This is a genomic window from Pseudomonas sp. RIT-PI-q (assembly GCF_001297125.1).
Taxonomy (GTDB): Bacteria; Pseudomonadota; Gammaproteobacteria; order Pseudomonadales; family Pseudomonadaceae; genus Aquipseudomonas.
Window position 1 is genome coordinate 24,611 of record NZ_LHPC01000027.1, and the last position, 14,561, is coordinate 39,171.

A 14,561-nucleotide genomic window follows, 5' to 3' on the forward strand; every position below is an offset into this window, starting at 1 on the left:
CGTGCATTTATCGGCCTGAGTAAACATGTGAAATTGGCTTCACCCCAAGCAAATACCTTCAAGGAATCACCGCCATGACCACTCAACATTCGAAAGTTGCCATCGTTACCGGCGCCTCCCGCGGCATCGGCGCGGTCATTGCCAAACAACTGGCCAGCGAAGGTTTCGCCGTTGCCATCAACTACGCCAGCAGCGCCACCGAAGCCTCGGCTCTGGTTGTGCAGTTGCGCCAGGCCGGCCACAAAGCCATAGCAATCAAGGCGGATGTGGCCAATGCCGACGACGTACGCCGGATGTTCGACGAGACCGAAACTCAGCTGGGCAAGGTCGATGTGCTGGTGAACAACGCCGGCATCCTCAAGGTGTTGCCATTGGCACAACACACCGATGAGCTGTTCGACCAGAACTTCAACATCCACGCGCGCGGCACCTTCAACACCCTGCGTGAAGCGGCCACGCGCTTGAACGCGGGTGGGCGGATCATCAACTTTTCCAGCAGCACCGTCGGCATGAATCTGCCGGGCTACGCCGTGTACATCGCCAGCAAAGCGGCGGTGGAATCCCTGACTCAGGTGTTCGCCAAGGAAATGCGCGGTCGCAACATCACCGTCAACGCCGTCGCCCCCGGCCCGGTTGCCACTGACTTGTTCCTGCACGGCAAGAGCGAGGAGCAGATCCAGACCTTCGCCAAGATGGCCCCGCTGGAACGGCTCGGGCAGCCGGAAGACATCTCCCGCGTCGTATCCTTTTTGGTCGGGCCGGACTCGGGTTGGGTCAACGGGCAGATTTTGCGGGTGAATGGCGGGTTGGTCTGAGGACGACGCTATGCTCGGTATAACGGGGTGAATCAACGAGGCCGCCTTCGCGGGCAAGCCTCGCTCCTACAGGTTTTGTGTCGTTCGCGACGTAACCTGTAGGAGCGAGGCTTGCCCGCGAAGGCGTCCCCAAAAGCACCACCCATCTGAAGGGACGGAACTCACCATGCACACCACCATCATCATCACCTTCGGCCTGATTCTCCTGGCGCTGATGCTGTTCATCGGCGAGAAGATCGGCTTCAGCCGCCAGACCCTGACCTACAGCTTCATCGTGCTGTGGCTGGCACTGACGATGATCAACGGCGCCATCGGCGTGGTCACCGCCGGCCAGTCCGTCACGACGGAGCTGGTGGTCGGCAGCGTGGTGTTCGGTGTGCCGGTGGCGGCGCTGGTGTTGTTCATGGCGCTGACCACCGAGACGTGAGTGCTCGATCAACGCACCAGATGCAAAAACTGCATGTGCCGCTCGTACTGATCAAGGATGTCGTTGATCACCTGTTCCTTGGTGTAGCCCACCAGATCGTAGTCCTGGCTGCCCTCGCTCAAATGCACTTCAGCCCGATAATAACGGCGGTTGTTGAGTTCCTTGGAACCCATGCCGCCACGGGCGAATGACGGCGTGAAGTAACCGCGCATCTGCACTTGATAGATGAACGGATGCTGTTCGCCATGCCCGATTTCCAGGCTGACGCTGTCATTCGCCGGATCGGGCTGCGCGACCACATGCAACCCCTTCTCGACAAACACCGCCGTCACTTCTTCAATCGCCGGGCGCACCGTCGTTTCGAGGAAGCGATAGACCTCATCGCGCGACGGGAAATGCACGGCTTGGCTCAAGCGCTGACGCCAGCCACCGCGACGCGATCCGGACACCGGCGCCAGGGAATGCATCTGCGCAATCTGCTTCTGCGACTCCAGATAAAACGCCTTGTGCAGGCCCCACATCATCAGCAGCAAAATCATCGAGAACGGCAACGAGGTCAGCACCACCGCTGACTTCAACGCATCGATGCTGCCGGAGAACAGCAACGCGCTGGTCACCAGCGCGGTCATCGCCCCCCAGAACACCCGCAGCCATTTCGGCCCGTCTTCATCCGGGTTGCCACCTTTGGCGGACAGGGTCGACAGCACCACGGTGCCCGAGTCAGCGGACGTGACGAAGAACACGAAGCTGATAAACACCGTGACCGCGATCACGGTTTTGCTCCACGGGTAGGTTTCCAGCAGCAGGTAAAGGGTCATCGACGGGTTGTCGATGGCCGACATGCCGAGCGCCGACATGCCGTGGTTGAGCACCTGGTCGATGGCGCTGTTGCCGAAGATCGACATCCACGCCAGGGTGAAGCCGAGCGGAATCAGCAGCACGCCGAAGACGAATTCGCGGATGGTCCGGCCACGGGAAATCCGCGCGATGAACAGGCCCACGAACGGCGACCATGCGATCCACCAGGCCCAATAGAACACCGTCCAGCCGCCCAGCCAGTCGCTGGGTTTGTCGTAGGCGTAGAGGTCGAAACTCTTCATCGGCAACGCGCCGAGGTAATCGCCGATGTTCTGGATCAAGGTGTTGAGCAAGTGTTGAGTGGGCCCGGCGAACAATACGAACAGCAGCAGCGCACAAGCCAGCAGCATGTTGATGTCGGACATCACCCGCACGCCTTTATCGACGCCGGACACCGCGACGATGATCGCCGCGCCCATCATCAGCGTGATCAGGCCGACCTGAATCCACTGGGTGTGGGCGATGCCGAACAGGTAGTCGAGCCCCGAGTTGAGGTGCAACACGCCAAAACCCATGTCGGCGCCGAGGCCGAACACCGTGGCGATGATGCCGAAGCCGTCCACCGCATAACCGATGGGGCCGTTGATGCGCTTGCCAATCAGCGGGTACAGCGCCGAACGCAGCGCCAGCGGCAGATTATGTCGATAAGCGAAATAAGCCAGCGCCATGCCGACGAAAGCGAACACGCCCCAGCCGTGCAAGCCCCAGTGCAGAAACAGAATCTGCATCGCCTGACGCGCCGCATCCGCCGTGCCGGCCTCGCCCTGAGGCGGTTGCGCCAGGTGGGTCAGCGGTTCGGACACGCAAAAGAAAAACAGCGTGATGCTGATCCCGGCGGCGAACAGCATGCCGGCCCACGACAGGTAACTGAATTCGGGTTCGTCGTGGTCGGCACCGAGCTTGATCTTGCCGTAGCCGGACAAGGCGGTGACCACCACGAAGACCAGATACAGGGTCATCGCGAGCATGTAGTACCAGCCGACCGTGTTGGCCGCCCAGTTTTGCGCCGCCAGCAACCAGGCGCCGGCCTGCTCGGGCATGGCAATAACGACGATGCCGAACAGCAGAATGAAACTGGCCGAGAAGTAGAACACCGGCGGGTTCATGCGGACCTGGCCGCTGGCGGGGGTGGACGGTGCACTCATGAAAGGTGCACCTCAAGGGGGTGAAACAGGGCAATCAGAAACGGACTCGGCAAGGGCAAGCCTCCTGTTGTGAGCGGGCAGCAAACCGGCGGTTTAACTTGAATGAGCGTTCAAGTTAAACATGAATAGGGTGCTAAGGACTAATCGCAGGGCTCGGCGGTACTGTTCGTACGCTAGCTCAAGGATGGGTATGAGGCGGGATTTTGGCGATTTTCGGGGAGTTGAGGTTCTGTAGGAGCTGTCCAGTGAAACGAGGCTGCGATCTTTTCAAAATCAAAAGATCGCAGCCTCGTTTCACTCGACAGCTCCTACGGATTTCACAGGTTTCACAGCTGCACAGGTGCTTTATTTTTGCGTCCCATCATCATGCTGCAAATTCGCCTGTGTCAGGTTGCACCCCGCCGGCACGCTGCGGGTCAGCCAGACGTTGCCGCCAATGGTCGAGCCCTTGCCGATGGTGATCCGCCCGAGAATCGTCGCGCCGGCGTAGATCACCACATCATCCTCAACAATCGGATGCCGCGGATGGCCCTTCTGCAACTGCCCGTCCTCGTCCGACGGGAAGCGCTTGGCACCCAGCGTCACCGCCTGATAAATCCGCACGCGTTCACCAATGATCGCCGTCTCGCCGATCACCACACCCGTCCCGTGATCGATGAAGAAGCTACGGCCAATCTGCGCCCCGGGATGGATGTCGATGCCGGTGGCGGAGTGAGCGATTTCCGCGCTGATCCGCGCCAGCAGCGGCAACCCGGCGCGGTACAAATGGTGGGCCAGGCGATGGTGAATCACCGCCAGAATGCCCGGATAGCACAGCAACACTTCATCAACGCTACGCGCCGCCGGGTCGCCGTGATAAGCCGCCAGCACGTCGGTGTCCAAAAGGCTTCGCAGCCCCGGCAGGGCGAGGGCGAAGCCCTGAATGATCTGAATGGTCCGGGCCTCGACTTCGCTGTCGGCCTGGGCGCTGTGGCGGGCGGCGTAACGCAGTTCGAGGCGTGCCTGAGCCAGCAAAGCGTTCAAGGCTACGTCCAGCGTGTGGCCGACGTAGAAGTCTTCACTCTCCTCGCGCAAATCCACCGGGCCCAGGCGCATAGGGAACAGCGCACCGCACAGGGCTTCGAGGATCTCCGCCATGGCCGCGCGGGACGGCAACTCGCGACCGCCCTGCTCGGTGCTGGCGCGGCCGTTTTGTGCACGCCATTCATCACGCGCCGTGCGCAGCTGGCTGACGATGGTCTGCAATTGCCAATGGCTGGAACGCTCGCTCACGGTAAAAACTCCTCACGGGCGGCCGGACTGTCTGGCCGCACTGACGGCGATTACTTTACGGCAAGGGCTTGGAGCCGAATTAAGAACCAATTGTGCTGTGTTCAGTTGTTTTGGATATAAGCGATTGCCGGTTGCCGCTGTAAATGGGCGTGCCTATAGTCCTGACATCTTCCCCCGCCAGTACGGAACCATGATCAAACAACAGCTCACCCGTTTTGACCGCCTCGATCTGCTCGGCCACCCGACCCCTCTGGAAAAACTCGAACGCCTGTCGAACTGGCTGGGCCGCGACGTGTACGTCAAACGTGATGACCTGACGCCGCTGGCAATGGGCGGCAACAAGCTGCGCAAGCTCGAATACCTGGCCGCCGATGCCTTGGCCCAAGGTGCCGACACGCTGATCACCGCCGGGGCGCTGCAATCCAATCACGTACGCCAGACTGCCGCGATTGCGGCCAAGCTCGGCCTGGGTTGTGTCGCGTTGCTGGAAAATCCATTGGGCACCGACGACGCCAACTATGTTGGCAACGGTAATCGGCTGTTGCTCGACCTGTTCGACGCCAAAGTCGAGTTGGTGGAAAACCTCGACAACGCCGACGAACAATTGCAGTCCTTGGCTGATCGCCTGCGCAACAACGGCAAGAAGCCGTATCTGGTGCCGATTGGTGGCTCCAACGCATTGGGTGCCTTGGGTTATGTGCGTGCCGGGCTGGAACTGGCCGAACAGATCAAGGACACCGGCCTGCAATTTGCCGCCGTCGTTCTCGCTTCCGGCAGCGCTGGCACCCACAGCGGTCTGGCGTTGGCATTGAGCGAAGTACTCGCGGATCTGCCAGTGATCGGCGTCACGGTGTCCCGTAGCGATGAAGATCAGCGGCCGAAGGTTCAAGGCCTGGCCGAGCGCACTGCCGAGTTGCTGGGTGTGAGCCTGCCGGCGAGTTTTAAAGTCGAGTTGTGGGATGAGTACTTCGGCCCGCGTTATGGCGAGCCAAATGCCGGGACCCTTTCGGCGGTGAAGCTGTTGGCGAGTCAGGAAGGGTTGTTGCTCGATCCGGTATACACCGGCAAAGCCATGGCCGGGTTGCTGGATGGTATTGGCCGCGGGCGTTTTGATGAAGGCCCGATCATCTTCCTGCACACCGGCGGGGCACCGGCATTGTTTGCGTATAACACGGCGTTCTGAGAGCGCTACGCGCTTCGCGGGCAAGCCTCGCTCCTACAGGTTTTTGCGTCGATCAAGGAATTATCGTCCGGCCCAATCCCTGTAGGAGCGAGGCTTGCCCGCGAAGGCGATCCTGCATATTCAATAAAAGAATAACAATCACAATATTAATTATTTTCCAATCTAAAGACACCATCATATAGTCACGCCGCAGGCGAATTTGCTGCGAGACGCATACGCTGCTTTAGGGCAGGATATCGCTGTCGTCCAAATCCCGATTTTGCCAACTTTCCTAAAAGCGTCTTCATAAGAAAACACAGGGGCTTGTCATGAATTTTTCCGCACTACGTCGAAACCTGCTGGTAGGTTCGTTGGGCCTGGCACTTAGCGCCGGCCTCTTGGGGCAAGCGGTTGCCGGTGAGCAACTGCAAAAAATCAAAGATGCTGGCGTGATCAACGTCGGCCTGGAAGGCACTTACCCACCGTTCAGTTTCGTCGACGCCGACGGCAAACTGGCCGGCTTCGAAGTTGAATTCTCCGAAGCCCTGGCCAAAGAGCTGGGCGTGAAGGTTAAACTCCAGCCAACCAAATGGGACGGCATTCTTGCAGCCCTGGAATCCAAGCGTCTGGACGCGGTGATCAACCAGGTGACCATCTCCGAAGAGCGCAAGAAGAAGTATGACTTCTCCGAGCCGTACACCGTTTCCGGGATTCAGGCGCTGGTTCTGACCAAGAACAAAGACACCATCAAGACCGCCGCCGACCTGGACGGCAAGAAAGTCGGTGTAGGCCTGGGCACCAACTACGAACAATGGCTCAAGGACAATCAACCTAAAGCCATCATCAAGACCTATGACGATGATCCGACCAAGTTCCAGGATCTGCGTGTTGGCCGCATCGACGCCATCCTGATCGACCGCCTCGCCGCACTGGAATACGCCAAGAAGGCCAAGGACACGGTCGCCGCCGGCGAAGCGTTCTCCCGTCAGGAAGCCGGTATTGCCCTGCGCAAAGGCGAGCCTGAGTTGCTGGCTGCGGTGAACAAAGCCATCGACAAGCTGCGTGCCGACGGTACGCTGAAAAAGCTTTCGGAAAAATACTTCAGCGCTGACGTCACTCAATAATGGAAGAAGCTTTCCAACTCGCACTGGACTCCCTGCCCTTCCTGCTCAAGGGGGCCTACTACACGGTCATCTTGAGCCTGGGCGGGATGTTCTTCGGCCTCATGCTGGGCTTCGGCCTGGCACTGATGCGCCTGTCGCGCTTCAAGCTGGTGAGCTGGATTGCCCGCATCTACGTGTCGTTCTTTCGCGGCACGCCGTTGCTGGTGCAACTGTTCGTGATCTATTACGGCTTGCCGCAATTGGGCATGGAACTCGATCCGCTGCCGGCGGCCCTGATCGGCTTCTCGCTGAACATGGCCGCTTACGCCTGTGAAATCCTGCGTTCCGCGATCAGCTCCATCGAACGCGGCCAGTGGGAAGCGGCGGCCAGTATCGGCATGACCCGCGCGCAGACCCTGCGCCGGGCCATCATCCCGCAAGCGATGCGCACCGCATTGCCGCCGCTGGGCAACAGCTTCATTTCGCTGGTCAAGGACACCGCGCTGGCCGCCACCATCCAGGTGCCGGAGCTGTTCCGCCAGGCGCAGCTGATCACGGCCCGCACCTTCGAAGTGTTTACCATGTACCTTGCCGCCGCGCTGATCTACTGGATTCTGGCCACGGTGCTCTCGCACCTGCAGAACAAGTTGGAAGAGCGGGTCAATCGGCACGATCAGGAGAACTGACCCCATGATTGTCGTGGAAAAACTGACAAAGCAGTTCAAGGGTCAAGTCGTGCTCAACGGCATCGATCTGGAGGTGAAGGAAGGTGAGGTCGTGGCGATCATCGGGCCCAGCGGCTCGGGTAAAACCACGTTCCTGCGTTGCCTGAACTTCCTCGAAGAACCCACCAGTGGCCGGATCAAGGTCGGTGACATCGAAATCGATGGCAGCCGCCCGCTGAACCAGCAGCAAGGCCTGGTGCGACGCTTGCGCCAACACGTGGGCTTCGTGTTCCAGAGCTTCAACCTGTTCCCGCATCGCACGGCCCTGGAAAATGTGATTGAAGGCCCGATCGTGGTGAAGAAAATCCCGCGTGACCAAGCCGTTGCCCTGGGTAAAAAGCTGTTGGCCAGGGTTGGCCTGGCGGGCAAGGAAGACGCTTACCCGCGACGCCTTTCCGGCGGCCAGCAACAGCGTGTGGCGATTGCCCGTGCGTTGGCGATGGAGCCGGAAGTGATCCTGTTCGACGAACCCACCTCAGCCCTCGACCCGGAGCTGGTGGGTGAAGTGCTGGCGACCATCCGCAGCCTGGCCGAAGAGAAGCGCACCATGGTGATCGTCACCCACGAAATGGGCTTTGCCCGCGACGTGGCCAACCGAGTGGTGTTTTTCGACAAGGGCGTGATCGTCGAGCAAGGTGAAGCGAAGGCGCTGTTTGCCAACCCTAAGGAAGAACGCACAAAACAGTTTCTCAGCAAGTTTCTGAATAACGCTCACAACTGAGTTAACGCTATATCAGCATCGACTTCCATGGATGGAAGTACACTTTCCTCCCTTCTCACTCGTTAAAAACCACGTAAATCTTACAATGCCCTCTGTTGTTGTTTGCGGTACATATATATGTTCTGCAATAGATCATCACTGCCTAAAATCCAAAAAGCACTCAATCAACCTTAACCAAGGGATTGCTGCCGTAGTGGCATAAAAGCCACAAAAGGCGCAGTCATAGTCGACGGGTCGGTGCAGTTTATTAACACCGCCCTGTAGGAACTTTCTGATTAAGTGATTATTCAGCAGCCAACTAACAAACGCTGTTGACACCGATTCAAGCGCACTCTTATCTAGCCTCCAACAGGCGCCGATCATTATTTAAACCAAACAAATAATTAGCCGTATTGTTACTCGGCAATTCACGCCTTTTGATCTTTCAGAAACGGACTTCACTGCAAGTTTTCAAGGAGAAACCCATGACAAGCACTTCGCACAAACCCGAACTTGCGGCCCCGACCCTGGCGCAAACGCAAAAGACCGGCATCAACATCACCTCCGCGGCGCACCTGCTGATCGATGTGGCGCCCTACCCCGGCATGGACGAAGGCGACCTGATCGAACTGTTCTGGGACAACTGCTACGTCGCCTCCCGAACACTGACGACCAACGATGTCGGGCAACCCGTTCAGTTGCGGGTGCCCGAGAGCTTTATCAGCAATGGCGATTCGCGCATTCACTACCGGATCATGCAAATCGGGCAAGGGCCGGCGATATCGGCCGCCAGGCGTGTGCAGATCAAGCTCGACTGCCCTGGAGGCCAGCCATCCGCGCTGTGCGGCGATGAAAACCAAAGCCTTGCACCGGTGAGCATTCCCGAGACCATCCGCCGTCAGGGAGTCAATCCGAACCAGATCAAGCGTGGTGTCCCGTTGACCATCGCGCCATACCTGAACATGGCCGTCGATGATGAAATCACCCTGCGCTGGGGCGATGTGCGCATGGACCTGCCACGGCTCAAGGCTGGCGATGTCGGCCAGCCGATCCAGGTCTGGGTGCCGCCAGCCATCATCCTCGAAGCTGGCGAAGACCTGCGTCTTGAAGTGACCTACTGCATCCTCGACCGGGTGGGCAACAACTCGCGCTGGGCACCGGCGCGGAGGCTGAAGATCGGTTGCACAAATCCATACCTGAAAACCCCCAAGGCTACGGAATTTCTGTAGGAGCGAGCTTGCTCGCGAAGGACGTCAACGCTAACACGTGCTACCTGGATGAGCGCATTGCCTGCACGTTTTTCGCGAGCAAGCTCGCTCCTACAGAAGCCGGATGCTGCCTTGAACTGTTGCACCAGAAACAACTGTTGCTGTGCGTACAGTTCGTGGCGACACACTTCTATCCATATTCCTAAAAGTTAGTTTATTTATTATTTATACACGCTTAGGGTATATGCACCGGACCACCGGACATTCTTGATTTTCGTTCGCCGCAACCATCGCGGCGCTTCCATGAGATGTGAGGTAGGTATGGTCCGGAACACAATCACCCCAGTGCAGATCGCCAGGGCATTGCGTGCAGCCAAGGAGCGGCACTGATGTCCAGTCTGGCAGAAGCAACTATCCAGAGTGATCTGGACATCGCCCCATTGTTGTTGCCCGCGCAAGTCTTGCGCAACGACGCACAAGCCATCAAGGCTGCCCACGAACTGGCGCACGTCGCCTGCCTGCAAGCGGCCAAACGTGACCAGCAACGCAAGCTGCCATGGTCGGAAATCGAACAGTTCACCCGCAGCGGCCTGGGCAGCATTGCCATCCCCCGCGAGTACGGTGGCCCACAGGTTTCGTTCGTCACCCTGGCCGAAGTTTTCGCGATCATTTCCGCCGCAGATCCGGCACTCGGACAGATCCCGCAGAACCAGTTCGGCATTCTCAACCTGGTACTCGGCAGCGCCACCGAAGCGCAGAAAAAGCAGCTGTTCAAAAGCGTGCTCGACGGCTGGCGCATCGGCAATGCCGGGCCAGAGCGCGGCACCAAAAACACCCTGGAACTCAAGGCACGCATCACCGCTGAGGGTGATGGTTACGTCATCAACGGCCAGAAGTTCTACTCCACCGGCGCGTTGTTCGCCCACTGGGTGGCCGTCAAAGCGCTGAACGACGACGGCAAGCAAGTGCTGGCGTTCGTCCGTCGCGGTACACCGGGGCTACGCATCGTTGATGACTGGTCCGGTTTCGGCCAACGCACCACCGCCAGCGGCACCATTTTGCTCAACAACGTGCGGGTCGACGCCGAGCTGGTGGTCGATAACTGGAAGATCAACGACAGCCCGAACATTCAGGGCGCCGTCTCGCAGTTGATTCAAGCGGCCATCGACGCCGGCATCGCTCGCGGCGCCATCGACGACGCCATCGAATTCGTCAAAACCCGCGCCCGGCCGTGGATCGACGCCAACGTCGAACGGGCCAGCGATGACCTGTATGTGATTGCCGATATCGGCAAACTGAAAATCGAATTGCACGCCGCCGAAGCGTTACTGCGCAAGGCCGGGCAAGTGCTCGACCAAGTCAACGCCGCACCGCTCACCGCCGAGTCCGCTGCCCGCGCCTCGATTGCCGTGGCCGAAGCCAAAGTGCTGACCACCGAGATCTCGTTGCTGGCCAGCGAAAAGCTTTTCGAACTGGCCGGCAGCCGCGCCACCCTCGCCGAATTCAACCTAGACCGTCATTGGCGCAATGCCCGCGTGCACACCCTGCACGACCCTGTGCGCTGGAAGTATCACGCCGTCGGCACTTATCACCTGAACGGCACTTTGCCCGCTCGGCATTCCTGGATTTAACGACCAGACCTCTGGAGAAACACATGACCCTTTCTCACCACGTCGCGGTCATCGCCAGCGATGAGCAAGCCCTGATTGTCGCCACTGACCTGGCCGAAGATTTCAAGCGCGACAGCGCCCTGCGCGACCGCGAACGCCGTTTGCCGCACCCGGAACTGGAAGTGTTTTCCCGCTCGGGCCTCTGGGGCATCAGCGTGCCGAAGGAGTACGGTGGCGCTGGCGTTTCCAACGTCACATTGGCCAAAGTCATCGCACTGATCGCCCAGGCCGACGGCTCTCTGGGACAGATTCCGCAGAACCATTTCTACGCCCTCGAAGTGCTGCGAGTAAACGGCAGTGAAGAGCAGAAAAAACGACTCTACGCAGAGGTGCTGGCCGGCCAGCGCTTCGGTAATGCCTTGGCCGAATTGGGCACCAAAACCGCCCATGATCGCGTCACCCGTCTGAGCCGCGACGGCGATGGCTATCGCATCAACGGCCGCAAGTTTTACGCCACCGGGGCGATTTACGCCCAGCGCATTCCGACCTCGGTCGTGGATGAAAACGGCGTGCAACAACTGGCCTTCGTACCGCGCGACAGCAAAGGCCTGACGGTCATCGACGACTGGAGCGGTTTCGGCCAGCGCACCACCGGCAGCGGTTCGGTGGTGTTCGAAGACGTTTACGTCGCCGCTGAAGACGTGATCCCGTTTCAAAGCGCCTTCGAGCGCCCGACGCCGGTTGGCCCGCTGGCGCAGATTCTCCATGCCGCCATCGACACCGGCATCGCCCGCGCCGCGTATGAAGATGCGCTGCACTTCGTGCGCACCAAAACCCGGCCATGGATCGATTCGGGCAACGACAAAGCCGTCGAAGACCCGCTGACTCTCAAGAGCTTCGGCCACTTGAGCATTCGCCTGCACGCCGCCGAAGCCTTGCTGGAACGCGCCGGAGAATTCCTCGACAAGGCCCAGGCCGACACCCACGCCGAAACCGTCGCGGCGGCGTCGATTGCCGTCGCCGAAGCCCGCGCCATCAGCACCGAGATTTCCCTCGCCGCCGGCAGCACGCTATTCGAACTCGCTGGCAGCCAGGCCACCCTGATCGAACACGGTCTGGATCGCCACTGGCGCAACGCTCGGGTGCACACGCTGCACGACCCGGTGCGCTGGAAATACCACGCGGTCGGCAATTACTACCTCAACGATGAAAACCCGCCGTTGCGGGGGACCATCTGATGGCCGACGCGAAAAAGAAGATCCTGCTCAACGCGTTCAACATGAACTGCGTCGGGCACATCAACCACGGCCTGTGGACGCATCCACGGGACACTTCGACCCAGTACAAGACCCTCGAATACTGGACCGAACTGGCGCAACTGCTGGAGCGCGGGCTGTTCGACGGTTTGTTCATTGCCGACATCGTCGGCGTGTACGACGTCTACCAGAACTCGGTGGACGTGCCGCTCAAAGAGTCGATCCAGCTGCCGGTCAACGACCCGCTGCTGCTGGTTTCGGCCATGGCCGCCGTGACCAAAAACCTCGGCTTCGGCCTCACTGCCAACCTGACCTACGAGCCGCCTTACCTGTTCGCCCGGCGCATGTCGACGCTCGATCATTTGAGCCGTGGCCGGGTCGGCTGGAACATCGTCACCGGCTACCTCGACAGCGCGGCCAAGGCCATGGGCCTGAGCGAACAAGTCGAACATGACCGTCGCTACGACCAGGCCGACGAGTACCTGCAAGTGCTCTACAAACTCTGGGAAGGCAGTTGGGAAGACGGCGCGGTGATCAACGATCCCCAGCAACGGATCTACGCCTTACCTGCGAAAGTGCACAAGGTCGAGCACCACGGCGAGTTCTATCAGGTCGAGGGCTATCACCTCTGCGAACCGTCGCCGCAACGCACGCCGGTGCTGTTCCAGGCCGGCAGTTCGGATCGCGGTTTGCAGTTCGCCGGGCGCCATGCCGAGTGCGTGTTCATCAGCGGCCAGAACAAACCGTCGACCAAGGTCCAGGTGGACAAGGTGCGCGCCAGTGCCGTCGAAGCCGGGCGCAATCCCGAGGACATCAAGGTGTTCATGGGGCTGAACGTGATCGTCGGCGAAACCGAAGAACTGGCCTGGGCCAAGCACGCCGAGTACCTGAGCTATGCCAGCGCCGAGGCCGGCGTGGCGCATTTTTCAGCGTCCACCGGGATCGATTTTTCCCAGTACGAAATCGACGAACCGATCCAGTACGTGAAGAGCAACGCGATCCAGTCGGCAACCAGGAACCTGCAAAACAACGACTGGACCCGGCGCAAATTGCTCGAGCAACACGCCCTCGGTGGCCGCTACATCACCGTGGTCGGTTCGCCTGAGCAGGTGGCTGATGAGCTGGAATCGTGGATCTCGGAAACCGGGCTCGACGGCTTCAACCTGACGCGGATCGTCACCCCGGAAAGCTATGTGGATTTCATCGACCTGGTGATTCCGGAGTTGCAGCGTCGTGGGTCGTACAAGACGGCTTATGACAGCGGCAGCCTGCGGGAGAAGCTGTTTCACGGTGAGGCGCATTTGCCTGAGCAACATACCGGTTCGTCGTTTCGCCGTTAAAAGCATCGCGGGCAAGCCCGCTCCCACAGGGATTTTGTGAACACCCGAGATCCACTGTGGGAGCGGGCTTGCCCGCGATGAGGCCTGACCAAACACCACACATTTAATGCACTGACTGGAATAACCATCATGACCAAGAAACTCTTAAACCACCCAGTCAAAGCACTGGCCCTGGCCCTCGGCCTCTTCAGCTCTGTAACTTTCGCCGCCGACGCGCCGCTGAAGGTCGGCACCACCGCCGCCTTCGCCATTCCCCTGGAAGCCGCGGTGGAAGAAGCCAACAAACAAGGCCTGAAAGTCGAACTCGTGGAGTTCAGCGACTGGATCGCCCCCAACGTCAGCCTCGCCGCCGGCGACATCGACGTGAATTACTTCCAGCACATCCCGTTCCTGGAAAACGCCAAGGCCGCCGCCGGTTTTGACCTGGTGCCGTTCAAGCCAGGCATCATCAACAACGTCGGCCTCTACTCGAAAAAATACAAAAGCTTCGACGAGTTGCCAGAAGGCGCCAGCGTGGCGATCGCCAACGATCCGATCAACAGCGGTCGCGGTTTGCAGCTACTGGCCAAGGCCGGTTTGATCACGCTCAAACCGGGTGTCGGCTACAAAGCCACCGAAGAAGACATCATCGCCAACCCGAAGAAAATCAAAATCCTCCAGGTTGAAGCCGTGCAACTGGTACGCGCCTACGACGACGCCGACCTGGTCCAGGGCTACCCGGCCTACATCCGCCTGTCGAAGACTTTCGATGCCGGCTCTGCCCTGCTGTTCGATGGCCTCGATCACAAGGAATACGTGATTCAGTTCGTCATTCAGCCTAAAAGCAAAACCGACCCGCGCCTGATCAAGTTCGTCGACATCTACCAGCATTCGCCGGTGGTTCGTGCGGCGCTGGATAAGGCGCACGGCAAGCTCTATCAAGCCGGTTGGGAAAGCTGAA

Annotated in this window: 13 protein-coding genes; 11 read left to right on the plus strand and 2 right to left on the minus strand. The window is 59.5% G+C overall.

All coding sequences use genetic code 11. The features are described 5' to 3' along the window. Positions 1–74 precede the first annotated feature (74 nt). Positions 75–815, plus strand: a complete 741-nt coding sequence (locus AEQ67_RS12040; RefSeq protein WP_059404077.1) for an SDR family oxidoreductase — start codon at positions 75–77, stop codon at positions 813–815. Between the two features lie 166 nt (positions 816–981). Continuing rightward, positions 982–1,242: a hypothetical protein gene (locus AEQ67_RS12045; protein ID WP_059404078.1), complete on the plus strand. Its 261-nt coding sequence runs from the start codon at positions 982–984 to the stop codon at positions 1,240–1,242. 8 nt (positions 1,243–1,250) lie between these two features. On the opposite strand, the gene betT is transcribed toward AEQ67_RS12045, so the two are convergent. Both betT and epsC read right to left on the minus strand, forming a co-directional pair. Next, on the minus strand, positions 1,251–3,206 hold the full coding sequence (betT, locus tag AEQ67_RS12050) for a choline transporter BetT (RefSeq protein WP_177333644.1): 1,956 nt from the start codon (positions 3,204–3,206) through the stop codon (positions 1,251–1,253). Between the two features lie 384 nt (positions 3,207–3,590). Continuing rightward, entirely contained in the window at positions 3,591–4,517 is a 927-nt protein-coding gene (gene epsC / locus AEQ67_RS12055; protein ID WP_059404080.1) for a serine O-acetyltransferase EpsC, read from the minus strand. Positions 4,518–4,707: 190 nt separating this feature from the next. Between epsC and AEQ67_RS12060 the strand changes: the two genes are divergently transcribed. The 9 genes from AEQ67_RS12060 to AEQ67_RS12100 all read left to right on the plus strand — a co-directional run bounded on the left by AEQ67_RS12060 (position 4,708) and on the right by AEQ67_RS12100 (position 14,560). Then, the gene (locus AEQ67_RS12060; protein ID WP_059404081.1) at positions 4,708–5,700 is read left to right on the plus strand and encodes a D-cysteine desulfhydrase; all 993 of its coding nucleotides are present in this window, start codon (positions 4,708–4,710) and stop codon (positions 5,698–5,700) included. 308 nt (positions 5,701–6,008) lie between these two features. Continuing rightward, entirely contained in the window at positions 6,009–6,803 is a 795-nt protein-coding gene (gene tcyJ, locus AEQ67_RS12065; RefSeq protein ID WP_059404082.1) for a cystine ABC transporter substrate-binding protein, read from the plus strand. Then, positions 6,803–7,468, plus strand: coding sequence for a cystine ABC transporter permease (gene tcyL, locus AEQ67_RS12070; RefSeq protein WP_059404083.1), 666 nt, complete (start codon positions 6,803–6,805; stop codon positions 7,466–7,468). Before tcyJ ends, tcyL begins: the two co-directional genes overlap by 1 nt. 4 nt (positions 7,469–7,472) lie before the next feature. Then, positions 7,473–8,228 (plus strand): L-cystine ABC transporter ATP-binding protein TcyN, encoded by a 756-nt coding sequence (gene tcyN / locus AEQ67_RS12075; protein WP_059404084.1) that lies wholly within the window; start codon positions 7,473–7,475, stop codon positions 8,226–8,228. Positions 8,229–8,692: 464 nt separating this feature from the next. Then, a complete protein-coding gene (locus AEQ67_RS12080) occupies positions 8,693–9,436 on the plus strand; it encodes a hypothetical protein (RefSeq protein WP_059404085.1) in 744 nt (247 codons plus the stop codon). Between the two features lie 368 nt (positions 9,437–9,804). Next, positions 9,805–11,046 (plus strand): SfnB family sulfur acquisition oxidoreductase, encoded by a 1,242-nt coding sequence (locus AEQ67_RS12085; RefSeq protein WP_059404086.1) that lies wholly within the window; start codon positions 9,805–9,807, stop codon positions 11,044–11,046. A 23-nt stretch (positions 11,047–11,069) separates the two neighbouring features. Next, the gene (locus tag AEQ67_RS12090) at positions 11,070–12,263 is read left to right on the plus strand and encodes an SfnB family sulfur acquisition oxidoreductase (RefSeq protein WP_059404087.1); all 1,194 of its coding nucleotides are present in this window, start codon (positions 11,070–11,072) and stop codon (positions 12,261–12,263) included. Further along, the gene (locus AEQ67_RS12095) at positions 12,263–13,621 is read left to right on the plus strand and encodes an LLM class flavin-dependent oxidoreductase (protein WP_059404088.1); all 1,359 of its coding nucleotides are present in this window, start codon (positions 12,263–12,265) and stop codon (positions 13,619–13,621) included. Before AEQ67_RS12090 ends, AEQ67_RS12095 begins: the two co-directional genes overlap by 1 nt. 129 nt (positions 13,622–13,750) lie before the next feature. Beyond that, positions 13,751–14,560: a MetQ/NlpA family ABC transporter substrate-binding protein gene (locus AEQ67_RS12100; protein ID WP_059404089.1), complete on the plus strand. Its 810-nt coding sequence runs from the start codon at positions 13,751–13,753 to the stop codon at positions 14,558–14,560. Position 14,561: the final 1 nt, after the last annotated feature.